At 36.7% G+C, this 22,726-nt stretch carries 19 protein-coding genes; 14 read left to right on the top strand and 5 right to left on the bottom strand.

Annotation, left to right across the window (positions count from 1 at the left end; all coding sequences use genetic code 11):
- Positions 1-11: 11 nt before the first annotated feature.
- Both dnaN and dnaA read right to left on the bottom strand, forming a co-directional pair.
- On the bottom strand, positions 12-1,085 hold the full coding sequence (gene dnaN / locus CVT13_RS06280; protein WP_107788727.1) for a DNA polymerase III subunit beta: 1,074 nt from the start codon (positions 1,083-1,085) through the stop codon (positions 12-14).
- A 154-nt stretch (positions 1,086-1,239) separates the two neighbouring features.
- Entirely contained in the window at positions 1,240-2,550 is a 1,311-nt protein-coding gene (dnaA, locus tag CVT13_RS06275; RefSeq protein ID WP_054195855.1) for a chromosomal replication initiator protein DnaA, read from the bottom strand.
- 122 nt (positions 2,551-2,672) lie between these two features.
- Between dnaA and ruvC the strand changes: the two genes are divergently transcribed.
- From ruvC to CVT13_RS06255, 4 genes are all read left to right on the top strand, one after another.
- The gene (gene ruvC, locus CVT13_RS06270) at positions 2,673-3,152 is read left to right on the top strand and encodes a crossover junction endodeoxyribonuclease RuvC (RefSeq protein WP_180378673.1); all 480 of its coding nucleotides are present in this window, start codon (positions 2,673-2,675) and stop codon (positions 3,150-3,152) included.
- Between the two features lie 17 nt (positions 3,153-3,169).
- Positions 3,170-3,859, top strand: coding sequence for an MOSC domain-containing protein (locus CVT13_RS06265; protein ID WP_107811972.1), 690 nt, complete (start codon positions 3,170-3,172; stop codon positions 3,857-3,859).
- A gap of 134 nt (positions 3,860-3,993) precedes the next feature.
- Complete coding sequence (luxS, locus tag CVT13_RS06260) at positions 3,994-4,509, top strand: S-ribosylhomocysteine lyase (RefSeq protein ID WP_107775668.1); 516 nt, start codon at positions 3,994-3,996, stop codon at positions 4,507-4,509.
- Position 4,510: 1 nt separating this feature from the next.
- The gene (locus CVT13_RS06255) at positions 4,511-5,617 is read left to right on the top strand and encodes a DNA adenine methylase (RefSeq protein WP_107811971.1); all 1,107 of its coding nucleotides are present in this window, start codon (positions 4,511-4,513) and stop codon (positions 5,615-5,617) included.
- A 52-nt stretch (positions 5,618-5,669) separates the two neighbouring features.
- On the opposite strand, the gene thyX is transcribed toward CVT13_RS06255, so the two are convergent.
- The 3 genes from thyX to CVT13_RS06240 all read right to left on the bottom strand — a co-directional run bounded on the left by thyX (position 5,670) and on the right by CVT13_RS06240 (position 10,366).
- Positions 5,670-6,299: an FAD-dependent thymidylate synthase gene (gene thyX / locus CVT13_RS06250; protein WP_107811970.1), complete on the bottom strand. Its 630-nt coding sequence runs from the start codon at positions 6,297-6,299 to the stop codon at positions 5,670-5,672.
- 118 nt (positions 6,300-6,417) lie between these two features.
- Entirely contained in the window at positions 6,418-8,877 is a 2,460-nt protein-coding gene (gene flgE, locus CVT13_RS06245; RefSeq protein WP_107811969.1) for a flagellar hook protein FlgE, read from the bottom strand.
- 121 nt (positions 8,878-8,998) lie between these two features.
- Positions 8,999-10,366: a Na+/H+ antiporter NhaC family protein gene (locus CVT13_RS06240; protein ID WP_107811968.1), complete on the bottom strand. Its 1,368-nt coding sequence runs from the start codon at positions 10,364-10,366 to the stop codon at positions 8,999-9,001.
- A 119-nt stretch (positions 10,367-10,485) separates the two neighbouring features.
- Here CVT13_RS06240 and pyrE point away from each other — a divergent pair, with 119 nt between their 5' ends.
- From pyrE to CVT13_RS06190, 10 genes are all read left to right on the top strand, one after another.
- Positions 10,486-11,094: an orotate phosphoribosyltransferase gene (gene pyrE / locus CVT13_RS06235; RefSeq protein WP_107811967.1), complete on the top strand. Its 609-nt coding sequence runs from the start codon at positions 10,486-10,488 to the stop codon at positions 11,092-11,094.
- A gap of 243 nt (positions 11,095-11,337) precedes the next feature.
- Entirely contained in the window at positions 11,338-12,027 is a 690-nt protein-coding gene (locus CVT13_RS06230; protein ID WP_054197345.1) for a response regulator transcription factor, read from the top strand.
- Complete coding sequence (locus tag CVT13_RS06225) at positions 12,017-13,444, top strand: DUF3365 domain-containing protein (protein WP_107811966.1); 1,428 nt, start codon at positions 12,017-12,019, stop codon at positions 13,442-13,444. Before CVT13_RS06230 ends, CVT13_RS06225 begins: the two co-directional genes overlap by 11 nt.
- A 95-nt stretch (positions 13,445-13,539) precedes the next feature.
- The gene (locus CVT13_RS06220) at positions 13,540-15,606 is read left to right on the top strand and encodes a cytochrome C (RefSeq protein WP_107811965.1); all 2,067 of its coding nucleotides are present in this window, start codon (positions 13,540-13,542) and stop codon (positions 15,604-15,606) included.
- 44 nt (positions 15,607-15,650) lie between these two features.
- Entirely contained in the window at positions 15,651-16,409 is a 759-nt protein-coding gene (locus CVT13_RS06215; RefSeq protein ID WP_107811964.1) for an FKBP-type peptidyl-prolyl cis-trans isomerase, read from the top strand.
- Positions 16,410-16,429: 20 nt separating this feature from the next.
- Entirely contained in the window at positions 16,430-17,101 is a 672-nt protein-coding gene (locus tag CVT13_RS06210) for a 4Fe-4S dicluster domain-containing protein (RefSeq protein ID WP_199907280.1), read from the top strand.
- Position 17,102: 1 nt separating this feature from the next.
- Complete coding sequence (gene nrfD / locus CVT13_RS06205; RefSeq protein ID WP_084109952.1) at positions 17,103-18,068, top strand: NrfD/PsrC family molybdoenzyme membrane anchor subunit; 966 nt, start codon at positions 17,103-17,105, stop codon at positions 18,066-18,068.
- A 14-nt stretch (positions 18,069-18,082) separates the two neighbouring features.
- Positions 18,083-20,698: a cytochrome c biogenesis protein gene (gene ccsA, locus CVT13_RS06200; RefSeq protein ID WP_107811962.1), complete on the top strand. Its 2,616-nt coding sequence runs from the start codon at positions 18,083-18,085 to the stop codon at positions 20,696-20,698.
- Positions 20,699-20,706: 8 nt separating this feature from the next.
- Positions 20,707-21,531 carry an SEL1-like repeat protein gene (locus tag CVT13_RS06195; protein ID WP_107811961.1) on the top strand — a complete coding sequence of 275 codons (825 nt, stop codon included), beginning with the start codon at positions 20,707-20,709 and terminating at the stop codon, positions 21,529-21,531.
- Positions 21,532-21,603: 72 nt separating this feature from the next.
- The gene (locus tag CVT13_RS06190) at positions 21,604-22,725 is read left to right on the top strand and encodes a nitrous oxide reductase accessory protein NosL (protein WP_107812024.1); all 1,122 of its coding nucleotides are present in this window, start codon (positions 21,604-21,606) and stop codon (positions 22,723-22,725) included.
- Position 22,726: the final 1 nt, after the last annotated feature.

The following is a 22,726-nucleotide window of genomic DNA, read 5'->3' as shown; positions in this document are numbered from 1 at the left end:
CTTGCCTTATCTTATAAATTTATCGGCATTATTACTGTTGTTAATTCTTTTGAATTTACAACAAATGCTAGTGAGCTTTCATTAAATCCAAGCTCAAAATTTTCATCCTCTATGCTACTTAAAAAGTCAAGTAGATATCTATTTTTTATACCTATGAAAAATTCATCTCCAAGCTCTAAACCAGTTTGATAATCTATCGTAGTTTTTGCTTCAGAGTTATCTTCTATAACACTTTCAAATGTTATATTGTCTTTTGCAAAAGATATTTTCATTGTATCACTTAGCATTGAGATAGTTTTTATACCCTCTATCATCTTATCTCTACTTAGCTGAAGCCTTTTTCTTACCTCTTTTGGTATTACACGCTCGTAATCTGGAAATTTGCCATTTATAAGTTTTGTGAAAAATTCAAAATTTTGACTTTGAGCGATTAGGATATTTTCATCATAGTAAATTTCTATCTTGTCAAAAAATAGTTTTTGTATTTCATTGATAGCTTTTTTAGGGATTATTAGTGAAAATTCTTTTTCTGTTGGTGTTTGAAATCTAAATACACTAAGTCTTCTTGTATCAGTACCAACGATATTTATAAAGTCTTGTTTAATATCAAGGAAAGCACCATTTAGTTCAAATTTTGGGTTATTACTATCAATACTTGGTAAAATTTTCTTTAAACTTCTTCCTAACATAACAGCGTCAACGTCAAATTTTGATTTACCTTCAATCGTTGGAAATTCAGGAAAATCTTCAAATTTATACATTGGAAGTTTATATTTTGAGTTTTTTTGTTTTATGTAAAGATAGTTATTTACAGTTTCTAACATTACTTCTTCATCTTTTAGACTTTTTATAATGTCAAGTAGTTTTTTGCCATTTGCAGTTGCGTAACCTTCATCAACGATTTTTACATTACTTAGCTTGTATGCTAAACCTATTTCATGATCAGTTGCTTTTATGTTTAAAACACCATCTTTTGCTGAGATATAAATGTGAGAAGTTATAGCACTAAGATCTCTTTTTTCAAGATATGGATTTGTATTTGTTACTATGCTTTCAAGCATATTTTTGTTTATTAAAACCTTCATTAAAAACTTCCTTCTATTTTTAAATTTAATTTTTTTGTTTTAGTAGGTGATGTTAAAAAGTGAAAAGTACTTTTAAACATCGAAATACAGCTATTTGAAATGTGAAAAATTATATTTTCTTTTTCACATTTATTCACAAATTTCATATTGTATTTTATCCTTTTGTCAAAATTTTGTTTTTTAATTCAGTAACTTTTAGACTAAAAATTTCATTAGTTTGTATTAGCTCATTTATCTTTTTAATATTATGACTAACGGCACTATGATCTTTCATACCAAAATAGTTTGCAATTTGTGGCATTGAGTTTGTTGTAAGCATCTTTGCAAGATATATGATGATTCGTCTTGCTTCTACGATATTTGTAACTCTTGATTTGCTTTTTATATCACTTTGTTTAATATTTAGTTCTTTACTAACTATTTCAACGATAGTATCGAAATTTATATTTTCACGTTTTTCTTTGATCAGATCTTTTAATATACTTTTTGCAAGATCAAGTGTGATCTCTTCTTTCATAAGAGTTTTAAATACGTTTAAATTTATTATAGCTCCCTCGATCTCACGGATATTATCCCCCATGTTTGTAGCTATGTAGTTTATGACCTCTTTATTTAGATCGATTTTATCAAATTCACATTTTTTGATGATGATGGCTATTTTTGTATCAAGTTCAGGTGGCGTAATATCAGCCATAAAAGCCTTATCAAATCTTGAAATCATCCTATCTTCAAAGCCTTTTAGTGTCTTTGGAGGTCGATCTGAAGTCATAACTATTTGACCATTTTTTGCTAAAAGTTCATTATATGTGTTGAAAAATTCCTCTTGGATTTTATCAGTTTTACCAAGAAACTGCACATCGTCTATTAGTAAAACATCGCAGTTTCTATATTTTTCACGAAATTTTGGCATTGAGTGGTTATTTATGTGACTGGTAAAATCTATCATAAATTGTTCACTAGTTACGCAAATAACGGTTTTTCCTTTATTTAGGCAATGATTTCCGACTGACTGGAGTAAGTGAGTCTTGCCAAGTCCCGTCGTGCCATATATAAAAAGTGGATTATAAAGTACACCAGGTTTTTCAGCGGCTGCTTTTGCGCTTAAAAATGCGTATTGATTTGACGCTCCACAGACAAAATTTTCAAATGTGTAGCTTGGATTTAAAATACTACTTTGTGTTTTTATCTGCTTAACATTTATTTGATTTTGTTTTGATACTTTGCTACTTTTAGTAGATGAAATTTCTATATTTGGTTTTATGCCTGTTCTAACTTCATATAGATGAGCGATTTTATCAGCATATCTTGTATTTATAAATTTAGCCATCAATTCATTTGGTGCAGTAAATACGATAATATGATCGTCTGAAGCCTTTTCGTTAAATTTTAATTGCTTGATATAACTTTGGTATTCTTCAGGTGAAATTTGTGTTGAAAGATTTTCTAAAATTTCGTCTGCTATCAAATTTTTATGCCTTAAATTTCGAGAATTTTTATAGTGATACTATCTTAATTTTAATAAAACCTTTGTTAAACTCCGACAAACTTTTTCACATCGTGAAAAAGTCGTGAAAAAGTATTGAAAAGATAGTGATGAAAATTTTAGGAATTGACCCAGGTACGAAGAATTGCGGTTATGCAATACTTGAAAAAAATAAATTGAAAACTACTCTTCTTGAAGCAGGACTCATAAAAATAAAACCAAACACACTTCAATATCAGATTACCGAGCTTTGCGAGGGGCTTGATCTCATCTTTAAAAACCATAAATTTGACGAGGTCGCGATCGAAGATATATTTTTTGCTTACAACCCAAAAACGGTTTTAAAGCTTGCTCAGTTTCGCGGAGCACTTAGCCTTAAAATTTTACAGCTTCATGGTGATTTTGCTGAATACACACCACTTCAGGTAAAAAAAACTGTCACTGGCAAGGCCAAAGCTGATAAAGAGCAAGTGGCATTTATGGTGAAGAAAATTTTAGGTATAAACAAAGAGATAAAACCACTTGATATCACCGATGCGATCGCGATCGCACTAACTCACGCAAATAATTTAAGAATAAGCTAAATTTTGATAGGAAAAAGATGGCAACATTAAAAGCTTTACTAATCGGTGAGGTAAAAAACTATGGCTCGCAAAGTGCTACTAATAAGCTAAATACACCATGGAGTTCAGCTATATTTAAAGTAGCTCAAAATGGTGAAATTTTTGCAAATGAACTTGGCTTTGTGGGCGATAGCGTCGCTGATACAAAGCACCATGGAGGTCCAGAAAAAGCTATATTTGCAAATTCGTTTTCAAACTATGCCCAGTGGGAGAGTTTTTTAGGATTAAAAAATATGGCTTATGGAGCTATGGGTGAGAATTTATGCATTGATGGACTCGATGAGAGTAGTGTCTGTATAGGTGATATACATAAAATCGGCTCACTAATCCTTCAAGTCTCACAGCCTAGAAAGCCATGCTTTAAGCTCTCAAAAAGATGGGGCAATGAAAATATGGCTACTCACATCTTTGAAACCGGCTTAACTGGCTGGTACTACCGCGTCATCACTCCAGGATCATGCAAAGCAGGTGACACCATAGAGATCATCAAAAAGGATGAAGTTGGCATGAGCATTTTGGAGATAAATAGGCTCTTTTTCGCACCAAATAAAAATTTAAATTTACTAGAGAAATTTAACTCTCTTACTACTCTTCCAAAAAGTTGGTATAGTGACATGGAAAGACGTATTCAAGCTATTTATAGCACAGAATATATGAGAAATTTATAATAGTAAGTAAAATTTTTATTATTTTAATACCCACAAACATTCAGATATTACAAGGCTTATGTGAAATTTTGCATGAGCCTTTAAATTTTAAACATTTTTTACGCTAGAATTACCAAAAATTTAAAGGAGAAGATATGCCATTACTTGATAGTTTTTGTGTAGATCATGTGAAGATGAAAGCCCCAGGAGTAAGACTAGCAAAAAGTATGAAAACGCCAAAGGGTGATGATATAAGTGTTTTTGACTTGAGATTTTGCAAGCCAAATGAAGAAATTTTACCAGAGAAAGGTACTCACACTTTAGAACATTTATTTGCTGGCTTTATGAGAAACCATCTAAATGGCAACGGCGTAGAGATCATCGACATCTCGCCGATGGGCTGTAGAACTGGCTTTTATATGAGTGTGATCGGCACACCTAGCGAAGAAGCTGTAAAAAAGGCATGGTTAGCCTCTATGAAAGATATTTTAGAAGTCAAAGATCAAGATAAAATCCCAGAGCTAAATAAATTTCAATGCGGTACTTACAAGATGCACTCACTTGATGAAGCACACGCCATAGCAAAGAAAATTCTTGATCTTGGCTTAGTCATCATAAATAACGATGAGATCAAGCTTGACGTTGATGCTATGGGACTAAAAAAGCACTGATTTGAAGCCAGCTAAACAAGAAAATCAAGCCTATCTAAAAGAGCAAATTTTAACCTATCTTGGCAATAAACGCTCTCTTTTAGGCTTTATAGATCTAGGCGTAAAATACGCAAAAGACGAGCTTAAAAAAGAAAAGCTTAGCTGCTGCGACCTCTTTAGTGGAAGTGGTGTGGTGGCTAGGTTTTTAAAGCAAAATAGCGAATTTCTAGTCGCAAACGACTTAGAGCTTTACAGCTTCATCACAAACTCATGCTACCTGCAAAACGCCACAAATGAACTAAAAAATGAGATAAATTTCTGGCAAAAAAGACTTGAAAAAGAGATAGAAGATAATCTTTCTGAAGGCTTTATAACAAAACTTTACGCTCCAAAAGATGATGAAAATATCGCTTTTGGCGAGCGGGTCTTTTACACAAGAAAAAATGCCATATTCATTGACACTGCAAGAAGGCTCATAGATGAGCTAGTGCCGGCTGAGATGAGAAAATTTTTCATAGCTCCACTACTTTATAGTGCAAGTGTGCATGCAAATACAAGTGGAATTTTTAAAGGTTTTCATAAAAATAAAGATGGTATCGGTCAGTTTGGTGGCAGGGGACAAAATGCCATATCAAGGATCACTTCTGATATAAATTTGACTAAGCCAATTTTCTCAAATTTTAACGTGCCATTTGAGGTCTATCAAAAGGACGCAAATTTACTGGCAAAAGAGCTTGATGGGCTTGATCTAGTCTATCTTGACCCGCCTTATAACCAGCATCCATACGGCTCAAACTACTTCATGCTAAATCTCATCGCAAGCTATGAAGAGCCAAGTAAAATTTCAAAAGTTTCAGGCATAGCAAAGGACTGGAATAGATCAGTTTTTAATAAAAAATCATCAGCAAGCGAGGCATTTTTCGAGCTCATAGCAAATTTAAAGGCGAAATTTGTGCTTATCTCGTTTAACTCAGAGGGCTTTATCAATCAAGATGAATTTGATAAAAATTTAAAGCAGATGGGCAAGGTTCATCTGCTTCGTCAAAAATACAATGCCTACCGCGGTAGCAGAAATTTAAAAGCCAGAAACATCCACGTAGACGAGCTTCTTTACGTTTTACAAAAGTAAATTTAGCGCTCATTTCATCACTTCTAAATCACAAATCACACTAACATAAATGTTAGTTTTGCTCATCCTCTGGCAAGCACTTTTCAAAGATAAATTTATGCTCTTCAGGCAAGGCATCGTAGATAGCATTTGCTAAATTTCTTATCTCCCAAAGGGCTGATTTTGAGCTTCTTAGTGAGATGAAATTTTGCAAGCTTCTAGCATTTATGCTCCATGTAAGCTCAGTTTTATAGCACTCTGGCAAGCAGTATTTGATGATGTCAAGGCTTTTTGTGGTTGAGGCTAAAATTTCACGCAAATTTTCAAGCGCTTTTATGCTTGCGTTATCGACTAGTTCGTCATTTGTTAGTACGATAAATTTAGCCGCGCGCTCAAACTGTCCTACTTCAAATTTCTCCTCTTTTTTTAGCTCTTTTAGTGTGTAGCGAGTTGATTTGACGCTTAGACTTGCCAAGCGGTGGCGGGCTAGCTCTTGAAGTAGTGCGCGAGAGATGCCTTGGATGTAGAAGTTATAGTATAGGTGCTCTAGCGTTGAAGCGTGTTTAAATTTATTGCCTACTCTATCTATTAGCTCAACATCTTTTTCGCCGCCGTTGTCGCCTTTTTCAAAGCTTTGCCAGCATGTGCGGATCGCGTGTGAGCAGATATTTAGTGGAGTGTGATTTAGTAGTGTTACTTGCATTTTTTCTCTTTTGTAAAATTTTTTAACATTTTACAAAAAGAAGGCTGATTTTATTTGTAAATTTAAAGCATAAATTTCAAAGGGAGACAAACGCTCCCTTTTGTAAAAGTCTTAGTTATTATTGTTTTAATTGAAGAAGTGTGTTTAGCATCTCATCACTTGTTGTGATCGTTTTTGAGTTTGCTTGGAAACCTCTTTGGATAACAATAAGATCTGTTAGCGCACGGCTTAGATCGACGTTACTAGCTTCAAGTTTTGAAGCTGCGATCGTTCCCTTATCGCCTGTACCAGCTGCACCGATGACTGCTTCACCTGAGTTTGCGGTTTGTGAAAAGACATTTCCGCCCTCGCTTTGAAGACCTTCGTTGTTTGTAAAGGTAGCAAGTGCTACTTTAGCCAGGCCAAAGCTTTGACCATTTGAAAATGAGCCTATTATCGTTCCAGTCTCATCTATTTTTATGCCATTTAGAGTGCCACCTGTGTAGCCATCTTGTGAGATAGAGTCAGTTGATGAGTCTTTATCAAAGCTTGTTAGTCCGTTAAAATCAGTTCCCAAACCAAAATTTAGATTGACACTTTGTCCGCCTTGTGAGCCGTTGTTAGCTGAAAAAGTTATCGTTGATGGGTGAAAACTTGCAAGTGAGCCATTTGCGTTAAATCTAGCTGTTCCAGTTATAACGTTATCTGGGCCCTCGCCTGAATAGTTTATCTTAGCAGGCTCTGGTACTTGGATCACCATGTTCCACTCAGTTCCACCATCTTTTGTAGTGCCTGTCTTTGCCCATTTGATACTAACTGTGTGTTTTGAGCCAAGTGAGTCAAAGATTTCAGCTGTTGAGCCGTGGCTAGACATCATCATCTTGCCGCTCGCTCTTAGTGCTTGACCTGGGCTTAGTGCGCCATCAAGTGCTTTTATCATAGTTGTAAGTCTAACATTTTCATTTACGGCAGCAGTACTAGCATCTTTTGCTGGCTCTGTTAGTCCAGTAACTGTCATATAAAGAGCTTGGTCGGCTACGTCATCTGCTGGATTTTCTAGTTGAAATTGACCAGATTTATTTACTGTTATCTTAACTCCATCATTTAGGTTTCCAGCTGCTGCTTTAAGGCCAGCTTTTATTTTATCGTCTTCACTTGCAGTAGGGTTTTGAGCTACTAGAGCTGCTACAGCTGCGTCATATTTGGCTTTATAAGGTGGGTTGATCTCACCAGAAACAGCAGCACTTGTACGTAATCCAAGTGCTTTTACCCTTTTTATTTCGACTGGAGCACCAGTATCGGCTGGTATTGTTCCATTGCCATCTCCATTATAATCAACATATTCTCTAGCATCTTTTTGCATAGCAGCACGAAGATCTTCTGTGGTGGTTACTTGTCTTGGCATCGCATCAGTATTTTGGTGAATAGCTGTTGTTTGTGAGCTTGTATAGACATATTGGTAAGCTGTGATAATGGTTGTATTTGCTAAACCACCACCTGGAGCTGCTGCCAGTGTGTCGCCAGCTTCTACTGTTAAGTGTATGTTTTTTGTCTCTTTTGTAGTACCAGAGTTATTTCTATTTATAAGTGTTAGTTTGTTGCCCTCTGAAATTTCAGCACTAACGCCAGTTTTGTTATACTGGGCATTTATAGCAGCTGCAATATCACTGATACTTTTTACAGTTTTTGGACCTATTTTTTCGCCGTTTAAAGTTATGTTCAAGGTTTGATCCCCACGAAGTGAACCAACATCGTGTGGATCACCGCTACCAATAATAAATTTATGTGTTTTAGCATTTGCATAGCTTACCCATATGCCTTGTTTGTCTCTTAGAGCAAGACCATTTCCAAGCTCGTCAAATGTAACACCAAGATCGACACCACGCTCTGTTAAAATTTGCTCGTTTCTTGAGTTTGTATAAAATTTATTGTTATTTACATCGTTTTCATTATGCGCTTCATTTGGACCCACTCTGCCATCATTGTCATAGTCTATGCCGCCAGCTACTGAGTCCAGTGAATATATAGGCGTACTTCTTTGACCGATAGTGTTGCCTGAGTCAAGGTTGCCTTTTATCTTTACTTCTGTTGTCGCTCTTGCTGGAGTAGTAAGGCCCTCTTTGATCACAATATTTTTTATCGGTCCAGTTGAGTCAATAGTGCCAGTCTCTTCATCTCTTGTCCAGCCTTGAACGATATAGCCACTATTGTTTACAAAATTTCCAGCTTTATCACGGACAAAGTCACCATTTCTTGTATAGTATCTTGTTGTTCCGCCATCTGGAGATACGACGAAGAAACCATTTCCTTGAAGTGCAAGGTCTGTTTGCTTATCAGTAGATGTTAGTGTGCCTTGAGAGAAAATTCTTGTAGTTGAGTTTATAGTCGTTCCTAGACCTATTTGCATAGCGTTTTGACCGCCTAGCTGACCTTGTGGAGCAGTAGCAACTCTTGGAGTTTGGCTTAGTATATCAGCAAAGTTTGCACGGTTGTATTTATAACCATAAGTATTGACGTTTGCGATGTTGTTGCCCTCTACGTCCATGGCTATCTGGTGGGCTTGTAGGCCTGAAACACCAGACCAAAGTGATCTCATCATTGACTTATCCTTTTTGCATTTTAAATTTTTATATTTTTCAAAAGCAAAAGATGTTCCAAAAATTTATATTGATAAAAAGCAGAAGAAATAAAAAGAAATTTGGCGTAATTAACGCCAAATTTTATCCAAGTATCATTGCACCTACGATGCCACCGATGATAAGTGGGATATTGAAAAATACAAATGTAGGCACACAAGTATCATATATGTGATTGTGCTCATTATCGGCATTTAGACCGCTTGTCGGCCCAAGTGTGCTATCGCTTGCAGGACTTCCAGCATCCCCTAGAGCTGCAGCTATGCCAACTAACAAAATGATGGCTGGTACGCCAAAACCAAGACTAACGCATAGTGGCACATAGATAGAAGCTAAGATAGGTATCGTACCAAAGCTAGTGCCTATGCCCATCGTGACTAAAAGACCGATAAGTAGCATCAAAAATGCTCCGCCTATCTTGCCGCCAGATACCAAGCTAGCATATTTTACAAGCTCGTCTATGCCACCGCTCTCTCTTAAGATAGTGCCATAACCTGCAGCAACTAGCATGATAAAAGCGATAAATCCCATCATAGCAAGGCCGTTATCCATGATCTTATCTACTTTTTTGTATTCGATGCCGCCAAAAACAACCATGACTAAAAGTCCAAGTAGTGCGCCAAGTGGCAAGAGTGATGTGTAAATTTGTACGACAAAAGCCACTACCGCACCAGCTAGAACCGCCCACTCCTTTTTAGTCATCTCAAGGCTTTTTGCACGCTCGATCTCATCAAGCTCTTCTTTTTCAAATTTTGAAGTTTTATAAACTCTTTTTTTACCATAAAAAAGTATGGCAAGGATAAGTCCGATAAGCATAGAAGCGCCACCTATCCACATAACAGAAGAGATATCGGAAATAGATGTGGTTATGCCGTTATTTGCTAGCTCTTTTTTTAAGATATTGTGAAAAAGCAGACCAAAGCCAACGCTAAGGCTTACATAAGGTGCTTGAAGACCAAATGTCAAAGCACAAGCCACGGCACGTCTATCTATTCCCATTTTGTTCATAATAGCAAGAAGTGGCGGGATTAAAATAGGTATAAAAGCTATGTGAACTGGGATTAAATTTTGAGATAAGCACGCTATAAATGCAATAGTTAGTATAAAAATCACTTTATTTGAGCTAAGGAATTTACTCAAAGCATTTATCAAGATAGCAGTTAAATTTGTATTTGCGATGGCGGCTGCTAAAGCACCAAGCAAAATATAACTAAGCGATGTTTCAAGATTGCCTTGCATACCGCTTATGAGGCTTTGTGTAGTCTCTTTTAGGGCTGTAAAGAGGCTATCTATCCCACCTGCAATGCCACTTTCAAATCCACTAAATCCATGCTTATACATTACTCCCGCAACAAGAGCAGAGATAAGGATAGAAAGCAAAATGTTAAAACGCAATAGACAAAGTATCGTCATTACCAAAATGCTAAAAACAACAGGGTTAAATATAAGCATGAGCGTCCTTTTTGTGAGTGTTGAGAGATTATACAAATGTGTGGCTTATTAAATTTTAAAAAGAGTGGCTTAAGTGGGCTTGTGTTAAGATTTTGAGTAAATTTTAAAAGGAAAAAACGATGGATTTAGAGAAAATTTATAAAGAGGCTGGGGCGTATTTAGAGGGGCATTTTTTACTAAGCAGTGGCAATCACTCGCAGTTTTATCTCCAAAGTGCAAAGGTGCTTGAAGATCCAGCTTTGGCTGGAAAGCTAGCTGATGAGCTTGCCCGTGTGATAGAGAAATTTGGCATTAAATTTGATAGCGTTTGCTCGCCTGCACTTGGAGGAATTTTAGCTGGGTATGAGCTAGCTCGCGCAGCAAAGAAGCGATTTATATTTACAGAGCGAGTTGAAAAGATAATGAGTCTTAGACGTGGTTTTGAGGTGAAAAAAGGCGAGAAATTTATCGTTTGTGAGGACATTATCACGACTGGCGGCTCGGCACTTGAAGCAGCACACGTGATAGAGAGCCTTGGCGGCGAGGTAGTTGGCTTTGCAGCACTTGCGAATCGTGGCTTTTGTAAGGTTACAAATTTAGACAATGAAGCTAAGCCAAATGCAAAACTGCCAAGCGATAAGCCGTTTTTTGCTTTAGGAAATTTTGAGTTTGAAATTTATGAGCCTGAGAATTGCCCACTTTGTAAAAATGGAAGCAAAGCGATCAAACCTGGAAGCAGAGGCAACTAAAATTTAATACCATAAATATAGCTATCTTTCTTTTTTAAATTGATCGATAGCTAAAATTTTTAGAAAATCCAAAATAGTACTCATAGAAAAATTTTAATCAAGACTTCAAATCACTTCAACAAAAATTTATAGTTTAGTTTTTAAAAGTAATCTGTCTTTTATATTGGTATGAATTATTTTTTAGATAATCTTATTTTTTAAGCTACCAAGTGATAATATCTGCTCAAAAAGCGAGATGAAGCTATGCAAGAATATGATATTTTAGACGTTTTATCAAACAAAAAGGTCCTTTGCCTTGAAGATGAAGAGGCGATTTTAAAAAATATTTGTGCTTCTTTGGAGCTATTTTTTGCCGAAGTAAATGGCGTAACAGATGGCTATGATGCACTTGAGCTAGCGATGAGCGATGCTTATGATGTTTTGGTGCTTGATATAAGCGTGCCAAATATCGATGGTCTAGAGATCGCTAAAAAAGTAAGAACTATAAATCAAAAAATTCCTATCGTGATCTTATCAAGCCACATCGAGCAAGAGTATTTGTGGAGAGCAGTTGAGCTAAAGATCACAAGATATCTTGCAAAGCCATATGATAAAAAATCATTTATAAAAGCCCTAGAAGACGTTGCTTTAGAGCTTGTTGGACGTAAGCCGACTCTTAGGCTAAATGATGAATTAGAATACGATTTTGGCAAAAAAGTACTTTATATAAATGGTGAAATTTCTCATCTAAGTAAGAGTGAAAGTAGGCTTTTAGAGTATTTTTTAAACAACAAAAATCAAACTATAACTTATGAACAAATTTTTGATTATATTTGGGAGTATGAGCAGCCAAGCAAAGAGGCGATAAAGACGATCGTAAAAGAGCTTAGAAGGAAGCTTGGCAAAGATGTGATTAAAAATTTATACGGTGTAGGTTATCTTTGTGAAATATAAATTTCAGCTAATCGTTAGTGTTTTTATCTTTGTTTATCTCTTAATATCCGCACTTGTTTTAAATTTTTATAATAATCTTGCAATGAAAGATGCCAAAAAAGAGGCGTATTATGTGCTTGAGAGTATAAATTCTGTAAGAGAATACATAGCAGGCGTTCAGCGTCCGCTAATAGAGCAGCTAAAGCATGATGGCATTATAAAAGAGGATTTTTTTGACGAGAGATTGCTCTCATCTTCATATATAAGCCGTGAAATTTATAATATCCAAAAGAAAAAATACAATCTTGACTTTGACTATAAACTAGTCGCCATGGCGCCTTTAAATAAAGCTCATGAGCCAAATGAATTTGAAGCGCAGGTGTTAAGAGGCTTCAAAGAGAATAAATTTAGTGAGTTTTCAAAGATTATAAAAGATGAAAATGGCTCACAATTTTTTGTAGGGCTTCCTATAAGAAGTCAAAATACATCTTGCTTAGCCTGTCACAATAGTGAAAGTGCTCCAAAACAGATGTTGGATCGTTATGAAATTTCAAATGGAAAAATTTCTGAAGCAAGTGAGATGATGGCAATGCTATCTTTTAAAATCCCACTACGTGCCATTTTTTCTTACCATTTAAAAGAGGTTGTCATCATAATGAGCGCGATAGCCTTTGTATTTGGGATATTTTTACTACTTGTTTATAAGATGCATAGGCGCGGAGAAGAGAGTAAAAGACAGACTGAGCAGCTAATGATACATCAAAGCCGCCTAGCCTCAATGGGCGAGATGATAGGCAATATCTCACATCAGTGGAAGCAGCCTTTAGCTCAAATTAGCTCAGCTTTAATAAATTTAGAACTCTATCAGGAGCGAAAAAAGCTTGATGAAGCAAAAATTTATGAGTTTATAGAAGAGACTAGCAAGCAGATAAATTTTATGTCTGAAACGGTTGATGATTTTAAAAACTTTTTTAAACCAAATACTTTAAAAAGGGAGTTTAGCGTAGAGGAAGTGGTAAATCAGACTATAAAAATTCTAAACGCCTCACTTAAGAAATATCAAATCGAAATAGAGATCGATATAAGAGAAAATTTTACGATTTTTGCGAATTTTAATGAAATAATCCAAATTTTAATAAATATTATAAATAATGCAAAAGATGCATTTAAACAAAGCTATGTAAAGCCAAGAGTAATAAAAATTTATACTTTTATAAAAGATAATCGTAAAAATTTATGCGTTCAAAATAATGCAGGAGCGATAAAGGCTTCGTTTTTAAAGGTTATCTTTGAGCCACACTTTAGCACAAAAGAGTCTGGCAGCGGGCTTGGCCTATATATGAGTCGGCTAATCGCTAGCAAAAATAACGCCCTAATCTTTGCTAGAAACGTAGATGAAAATAGTATTACATTTACAATTAGTTTCGAAAATTTATAATTTATTAAAATTCCCCCTTTTCTACCCTTTTTTGGTGTTAGTATTATCAGTATGAAATCATTTTGATTTTAGGATAAAAATTTAAAGGAGGGCACATGAGAAATCTACAAAAAGCCTTAGCTGGTTTGCTCATGGGTGTTAGCATCTTCGCTTCACAAGCCTGTTGCGAAGAGCATAATATGCAGATGTCCGATAAAGCACGTGATGTTATCGCAAATCCTAAAGGCACACTGCAAAGTAGAGGTGTTATCTCCTTGCAAGACTACGTTGTAGAAGAGCAAGAGATGTATAACTGGTTATTTAAAAACCACCCTATTTTTACAAAGTATGGTGGTAAAACCGTCGGTAAAATGGTCGTTCACGACCGTGGCTTAGAGTGGCTTGCCGAGGGACATGGCTTTGATATGTCAAAGCTTAGTAAAAGAGATGGCGGTAAGGGCTATAGTTCTATGATGTATAGAATTCCAGCCACTTCATCACTTCAGTTTCCTAATAAATTTGTAGGACCAGAAAAGTGCGGTGAGTGTCACCCGGCTCAGTATGAAGTGTGGAGCAGATCTCGCCACGCAACTACTATGCGTTTCCCTGGCGAGCACCCAGAGGTTAACAACAACCTAACTGAGCCAGTATTTGACAAAGATACAGCTTCTATCCTTCCAAAAGGTATCACTCCGGATGTTATCTACGCAACTGTTGGTCACTTAAGAACAAAAATGGGCTACGTAGATGCATGGTTACTTCGTGGTACTTACTACGTTGAGGGTGGTTTACTAAGAGATGGTACAGGCCAGATCGTAGCTGGTGGTAACCAATGGCAAAGAACATGGGCGTTAAATTTAGACGACGCAACTGTTAAAAAGATAAAAGAGCTTGTCCCAGAATTTCCTGGCACTCTTGAAGAGTATGGCGATAATGGCGGATATGTTAGAGGTCTAGCTTCATACGCTGCAAAACATAAAAAATCAATGTTTTTCCAAGCGAACTCATCATATTGTGAAGTTTGTCACCCAGTTAAATTCGACTTTAAATCAAAAGCAGAATTTTATGCAGCACTTGGTAATGCTAAAGAGCTTCAAAAACACACTATCTCAAAAGGTGTAAGCTGTGAGGAGTGCCACGGAGCTGGCGGTCACCTTGATGGAGCTACAAATTTTAGAACATCAAACTGCGAACGCTGCCACCAAAGATTTAATTTTAGTCCAGACTTAATGCGTGCCAATCCTCTAAACAACGGCAAGCTTGATCTATCATTAAGCTCTAAATTTAAATCAATGGGACCAGGATGCGGTTCTGAAGGTTCACAATCATACTTTACAGCTCACTACGACAAAGGTATGAGATGTGTAACTTGCCACGATCCACACGACAATACAGGCCTAGTTGTAGGCGATAAAAACGTAAAAGGCATGAACTATAACTCAGAACAAGGTTATTTAAGTGCATTCTACACTAAACCAAAACTCAAAAAAGAGTGTAAAGATTGCCACGAGACTCAAGCATATATCGCATCTAAAGCAGATACACACAAAGATAACACTTGTGCATCTTGCCACATGCCATTTATGATGAGTTGTGAGAATTTCTACGCTGTTCAGTTCCAAGACAACGCTGGCTTTGATACTCAAAGAAGATCTCACATCTGGAAGATCATGGTTGATCCAAAAGAGAAATCTCTAGTACCAGGCGATGCTGCCAAAGGTCCAAGAGATGCTAAAGATTGGCACTTTGAGAGAGATAAAAATGGCCATAACTACGTTGACTTGATGTGGGCTTGCGCTAGAACATCTTGGGCTGATAAAGATATGAAAGATACCAAAGGCTGCCATAGCCCAGTATTATCTGAGCTAAAACCAACACTTCACTTCAAAAACCAAAAACAAGTTTATGATGAAGTTATGGGATGGCAAACTCCAGTTAAGAATGAATTCTCTGAAGTTAAGATTGGTATTGAAGGACTTTACTCACTACTTGAGACCAAAAAACTTGACGCAAGTGATAAAGTAAGAGTTTATGAGCTTATCCAAAATGCTCAAGAGATCATCGATATGGTTGAAAAAGATGGTTCGTGGGGTATGCACGGATTTAAATTTACTAAACAAAAACTCGATGCATCAAAAGAGTATATAAAAGAAGCTCAAAGAATTTTGAATAAAAATTTATAGCATTTAGGGGCTAGTTTTAGCCCCTTTAATCTTAAGGGTTTGATATGAAAAATAAGGTTTTAAAATTTACACTACTTCTTAGCTTAAGTGCTTCTGGTTTGCTTGCAAATGTAGATTCAAATGAGTCTTATGCTATGGGAGCAACAAGTGGTGGATATGTTTTAAAAGGGTTACTTGAACAAAAACAAATAGGCATTAGCTACGATGCTGATGCAGTGATAAAAGGCTTTAGCGACGCGCTAAAGAGCGAGCTAAAACTAAGTGATGATGAGATAGCAAAGCTACTAAACAAAAGGGCTGAAAGCTTAGATAAGATAGTAAAAGAAAAAGAGGCTGCCAAGCTAAAAGAGAATTTAGCCCAAGGCAAAGCCTATATGGAAAAAAATGCAAAAAATAAAAATGTAAAAACAACAAAATCAAAATTGCAATATGAAATTTTAAAATCAAGCAAAAAGGGAGCGACTCCAAAACAAGAGAGTATCATCATAGCAAACTACAAAGCTAGCTTTATCGATGGTAAGGTCTTTGATGAGACAAAAGAGGCTCCAGCCCATCTTTCTATGCTAAATTTGATCCCAGGTCTTGAAGAGGGCTTAATGCTCATGAAAGAGGGCGATAAGTTTAAATTTGTTATCCCGCCAGAACTTGCGTACGGCGATAGCGGCATGGAGGGCATACCTGGAGGCGAGACTATCGTTTTTGAGATAGAGCTTGTTAAGGTCTTAAAGCCAGGTGAGTTAGCCGAGGCTGCAAAGAAAATTCACGAAAAAGAACTAAATGAGGGCATCAAAAAGCCTCATTAAGATATAAAATGGAGTTAAAAATGCAAAATCAAAAAAATAGAAGAGCCTTTTTAAAAAGCATGGTAGTTGTGGCTGCTGGTGCTGGTGCGGCAAGTAGTGGTTTTGCTTTTAAGAGTGAAGAAAGTGTAAAAAAACCACACTTTGGTATGATATTTGACCAAAATAAATGCGTTGGTTGCACGGATTGCGAGATAGCCTGCAGAGAAGTAAATATAGTCCCAAAAGGACAGATGAGACTTTTTATAGAAGATAAGACTAATCCTAAAAATTTACTCGATAAAAGATTTGTAAGAGTATCTTGTCAGCAGTGTGTCGATGCGCCTTGTGTAGCTGTTTGCCCAACAAACGCCTGTCACAAGGATCCAAAAACAGGCATACAGACTACAAATATAGATGACTGCATCGCCTGTAAATACTGCATCGTAGCCTGTCCATATGATGTGAGATATATCGATAAGGTTACGCACTCAGCTCAAAGCTGTAACTTTTGCGTAGATACAAATTTAAAGGACGAAAAAGAGCCAGCTTGTGTAGAAGCTTGTAGATACGAGGCGATCGTCTTTGGTGATCTTAACGATGAAGATTCGCACATCAGTAAGCTACTAGCCGTAAAAGATAGCATAAGGCTAAGAGCAGAGCTTGGCACAAAACCAAGCCTTAGATATATTCCTAAAGTAAAAATGGGGGTGTAAGATGGATGGTGCATTAAATTTTACTGCAACATTTTCGCATGGAGTAGAGTGGGGCTGGCCGATCGCTGTTTATCTTTTGCTAGCTGGTATGAGTGGTGGAGCGCTAATCGCTGCTATACTTTTAAAACACTATAAAAAGCAAGAGAGCTTTAGCCCATTTTTTAAGGCTGCTTCGCTTTTAGCATTTGTTAGCATCATGCTTGGTATGGTTTGCTTGATAGCTGATCTTGAAAAGCCACTTTTGTTTTGGAAAATTTTGATTAATTATAATTTCACATCAGTTATGTCTATCGGTGTTGCTGGACTTTGTGTATTTATACCGCTTAGCTTTTTGATGTGCCTTTATGCATTTAATGATGAGATTTCAAATTTCTTAGCCAAAAGTTTAAAATCCTTTAGCGCTCTTTTTGCACTAATAATGAAAATTTTAATACCGCTTTATCCATTTTTAAGTCGTATTTGTCTTATTTTTGCTGTAATAATTTGTGCTTATACTGGATTTTTGATCTCAGTTTTGATTAGATTCCCGCTCTTAAACACAGCTGTGCTTCCAGCTTTATTTATAGCTTCAGGACTAAGTGCTGGCATAAGTGGTAGTAGCTTGGTTGCAGCAGCTTTATTTAAAGAAGATCCACATTCAAGCGACCTTCATTCGCTTCATAGCGTAGAATTTAGCGTTTTGGGAGCTGAAATTTTACTCATTTTAATGCTTTTTGTATCGCTTTTACTTGGTTCAAGTTATCAGCAAAATGCAGCTGTTGCTTTTTATAGTGGCGTTTGGGCAAATTTCTTTTGGCTTGGCGTTGTGCTAGTTGGCTTCATTGTGCCTTTTGTTTTAAATTTTGCATTTGGCAAAAAAGTAGCTAGTCTAAAATTTAGCTTTTATATCAGTTCATTAGCGGCTGTTATTGGTGTTTTACTGCTTAGGGTGTTTATACTTTATGCGGGACAAACTTATAGCATTTAAGGTAGAGGCGAGCGATGAGAATTTTAAATATCTACCGCTTGTCTTTGATATTATTATTTATTCTTGCTTTTGGTGCAGGGCTTGCGACTTTTTTAGAAAATTTTTATGACACACAAACGGCCAGAGTACTTGTCTATGAAGCGCTTTGGTACGAGTGTGTTATGTTTGCTTGCACTATTTGTTTAGCCATTAGTATCGTAAAAATCAAGATGTATAAAAAATTTGGCGCATTTTTGATACATCTTGCTTTTATTGTTATCTTCATCGGGGCTGCGCTTACAAGGTATTTTGGCGAAGAGGGTGTTATGCATCTTAGAGCTCTGCAAAGCTCAAATGTAATGCAAAGCGTTAAGCCTTATCTTAGAGTCGAAATGCTTGGAGAAAATTTTAGTTATCCATTAAAATTAAGCTTATTTGGTAAAAACGACTTTGAGTTTAAAAATTTTATAGACGGCAAGGAATTTATAATTAACTTGCTTGGATATAAAAAAGATGAGAAAAACGCTCCTGCTACGCTTAGTTTAGAGATAAGCTTTAACGGCGAAAAAAAGAGCGTTAAGCTAAAAGGCGGAGCTGGATATGAGCTGGAGCCTAGTGTGCTAAGTTTTGGTGGGCAAGAGGTGAAATTTTACTTTAGCTCAAAGGCTTTAAATTTACCATTTTCATTAAAGCTTGATGAGTTTATTTTAGAGCGATATGCGGGGCTAAATAGTCCATCATCTTATACAAGTAAAGTAAGTATCGCTTGCAGTAAGTACGACATCTCGCTAAATAATCCACTAACGATTGATGGCTATAAAATTTTTCAGTCTTCATACGATCCTGATGAGCTTGGAAGCGCTTTTGAGATCAGCCGTGATCCTGGCAAAATCCCAACTTACATAGGATATTTTTTGCTTTGTCTTGGCTTTGTGGCAAATTTATTTAGTAAAAAGAGCCGTTTTTTTAGGCTACTAAATTTTATAAAAGGTTCGCAAATCGTATTTTTGGCTATTTTGCTTTTAAATGCTACTCCAAATTTTGCTAATGAAAATAATAAAAATTTAGACGCTCATGCAAGCAAATTTGCCAAAATTTTGACTCAAGCTGACAGCAGAATCTCTCCTGCTGGCTCTTACTCAAGAGCTGTGATAAGTAAAATTTCAACCAAAACCACGCTATTTGGTCTTAGTAGCGAGGAGCTAATGCTCTCTTTTGCCATCTCGCCAAAAGAGTGGATGGACAAAAGGATAGTAAAGATCACAAGCGAGCGTGTGGGCGAGCTTTTGGGAGTTAATGAGAAATTTGCTAGTTTTAACGACGTCTTTAACGAAAATGGTGAGTATAAGCTGGCTAAATTTGTAGAAGCTGCAAATGAAAAATCCGCCTCAAAAAGAGATAAATTTGATAATGACGTGATCAAATTTGATGAGAGACTAAATGTCTTATATCTTGCACTAAAGGGAGAAATTTTAAAATTTATCCCAGCTAAAAATGGCGATAAATTAACGTGGCTAGGCGTAAATGAAGCCTTTGGCTCAAGTGAAATTTCAAGCGAGCTTAAAAGCGTCTTAGGCGCTTATATAGAAAATTTAAGCCTTTGCGTAAAAAGTGGCGAGTGCAAAGAGGCTGATAGGAGCTTGGAGAAAATTTCAAGCTATCAAAGAAGCACTCTAGGCTCTCTTGCACCAAGCGAGGCAAAGGTGGAGCTTGAAGTGCTTTATAACCAAATGGAAATTTTTAAATTTCTTATATATTTTTACATGATTCTTGGGCTAGTTTCGCTTGCTCTTGGCTTTTATAGGCTATTTTCTGGAAAGAAATTTAGATTTGAGGGTGCATTAAGCCTTGCGTTTTATTTTGGCTTTGCGGTGCATTTGTTAAATTTAGCTCTTCGTGCTTATATCTCAGGGCATGCACCTTGGAGCGATGCTTATGAGAGCTTAGTCTATATCTCGCTTGCAAGTGTATTAGCTGGAGTTTTATTTTTTAAACATCAAAGCTTTGCTCTTGGAGCTGCTTCACTTTTTGCAAGTGTGAGCTTGCTTGTCGCTCATCTAAATTTTATAAATCCACAAATAACAAATCTAGTCCCAGTTTTAAAGTCATTTTGGCTTAGTGTGCATGTAAGTGTCATCACGGCAAGCTACGGCTTTTTGGGCTTTAGTTTTGTGCTTGGGCTTCTTGGGCTTCTTTTAATGGCTATAAAAAACAAAAAAAACGAGCAAAAGCTCAGCGAGCAGATAAGATACCTTGCCGCTACTGATGAGCTAAGCCTCATCATAGGACTTAGCTTGCTAACTATTGGAAATTTTCTTGGTGGCGTCTGGGCAAACGAGAGCTGGGGCAGATACTGGGGCTGGGACAGCAAAGAGAGCTGGTCGTACATAACGATAATTATTTATGCTATTGCACTTCATTTAAGATTTATCCCAAGATTAAAAAATATTTTTACCTTTTTAGTAGCTAGTGTGCTCTCTTTTGGTTCAGTTATTTTTACCTATTTTGGTGTAAATTTCTATCTAAGTGGACTTCACTCATATGCAAATGGCGATGGATTTAGCGTTTCAAATTTACTTTATTTGATTTTAATGCTCTTGGCTTTACTAATCGCCTTTGCTTATAGAGGTAAGGATATAAAAGAGATTTAGGAGATATGATGAAAAAGAGTTTGGTTTTATTGTTTGCTTGTTTGGGACTATTAAACGCTGGCTATATCAAAGAGGCTTTAAGCGCAAAAGATGATCACAACAAGCTAGCAAAAATTTATGAAGATGCTTGCGATAAAGAGAAAAAGGCATCAGGCTGCTACAATCTAGCTGTACTTTACAGCAGAGGTGATGGTAATGTCAAAAAGGACGAAGCAAAGGCGGCGATGCTTTATGAAAAGGCTTGTGATCAAAACTTCTCTATGGCTTGCAGTAATCTTGGCTACGCCTATGAAAAAGGTAAAGGCGTGGAGAAAGACCTAGAAAAAGCAGTGAAATTTTATGAAAAAGCCTGCAAAGACAACGAGGGTTGCACAGAGCTTGGCTTGCTTTATGCGAATGGCACCGGCGTGACAAAGGATCTTAAAAAGGCAAAAGAGCTTTACGAAAAGGCTTGCAAGGCAGGGGATGGCATAGGATGTAGTAATCTTGGCTATTTGTACGCGCAAGGTGAAGGTGTCGAGAAAGACTATGCAAAAGCCAAAGTAAACTACGAAATGGCTTGCGCAAACGAAGCTGGCATAGGGTGTGACAACCTTGGCTTTTTATATGTATATGCACAAGGCGTTGATCAAAACCTCACAAAAGCTACAAAACTTTACGAGCAAGCGTGCATATATGGATATGAAAAGGGCTGCAACAACTACGCTATCATGCTAGCAGAGGGCAAAGGTGTGAAAGAAGATTTAGAAAAAGCATGTGAAATTTTTACCAGAAGCTGCAAAAATGGCTTAAAAGAAGCGTGTGAGAATTTAGAAATTTTAGGAAAGTATTGATGCTTGATAAAGTTAGCTCAGTGGCATTTAAAGCTTATAAATATAAAAATAAAAAATACTAAAGGAGATAATATGATTTTACGTTCTATCTTGGGTTCAGCACTGCTAGCGACCCTACTTTTTAGTGCCTCGGCAAATGAACAAGCCGTCAAAATGAAACCGATGTTTCAAAGCGTGGATCCTAGCAAGGCTACGCTAGTAGGAAGCGGCGAGGGCAAGGAGTATTGTGCTGTTTGTGGAATGAATTTGGTTAAATTTTATAAGACCAATCACGTATATAACGGCAAGCAAGTAGCATCACTTCACTGCTTATACGAGCTAACAGAAGGCAAGATCCCAAGCGAGGCACAAGTCGTTGATACTAAAAATTTAAATTTGATCGATGTAAATAAAGCCTTTTATGTCGTTGGCAGTAGTGTTAAAGGCACAATGACTAGAAATAGCAAATACGCTTTCTCAACCGAGGCTGATGCAAAAGAATTTCAAGCAGAAAATGGCGGTGAGATAATGAATTTTGCTAAAGCTTACGAGATCGCTGGACAGGATTTCGAGGGTGATAATAAAATGATAAAAGCTAAGCGCGAGGACGGCGTTTATGCACATGGTAAAGAATTTTATGAAGCAAACTGCGACAAAACTGATCCAAAAAGCTTTAAAGCTATCTCTGAGCTAAAAGCTCATCTTAAACAAGTATGCGACGCAAAAGAGGCTAACAAAGCTCCAGAGTACGACAAGCACTTGCAAGCCGCTGCTCTTTATCTATGGGATGCTCCGGCAAATTTAGGTACTAGCAACCAAGCCTCAAAAGCTAAACAAGAAATAAAAAAATCTGAGAGAATAGTCGTACCAAAAGGTGCAAGATGTGCGGTATGTGGCATGCTTGTCAAAAATTCTCCATGGGCGACACTCATCAAAGCAGATGGCAAAGATTATTATTTTGATGGTGTAAAGGATATGGCACAATTTTACTTTGCGGATGGCAAAATGAAAGATGCTTATGTGAGTGACTATTACACGCTAGAAAAGCTTGATGCAAAAGATGCGTTTTACGTTCATGGCTCAAACGTTTACGGACCAATGGGTGATGAGTTTATCCCATTTAAAGACGAAGCAAAGGCAGAGAGCTTTTTAAAAGATCATGCCGGCAAAGGTGTCATAAGATTTGACGAGATAAAGAATTTTATCGGTAAATAAT

It is taken from the genome of Campylobacter concisus, from assembly GCF_003049085.1.
GTDB lineage: Bacteria > Campylobacterota > Campylobacteria > Campylobacterales > Campylobacteraceae > Campylobacter_A > Campylobacter_A concisus_H.
This window is presented reverse-complemented; position numbering and strand designations above follow the sequence as displayed.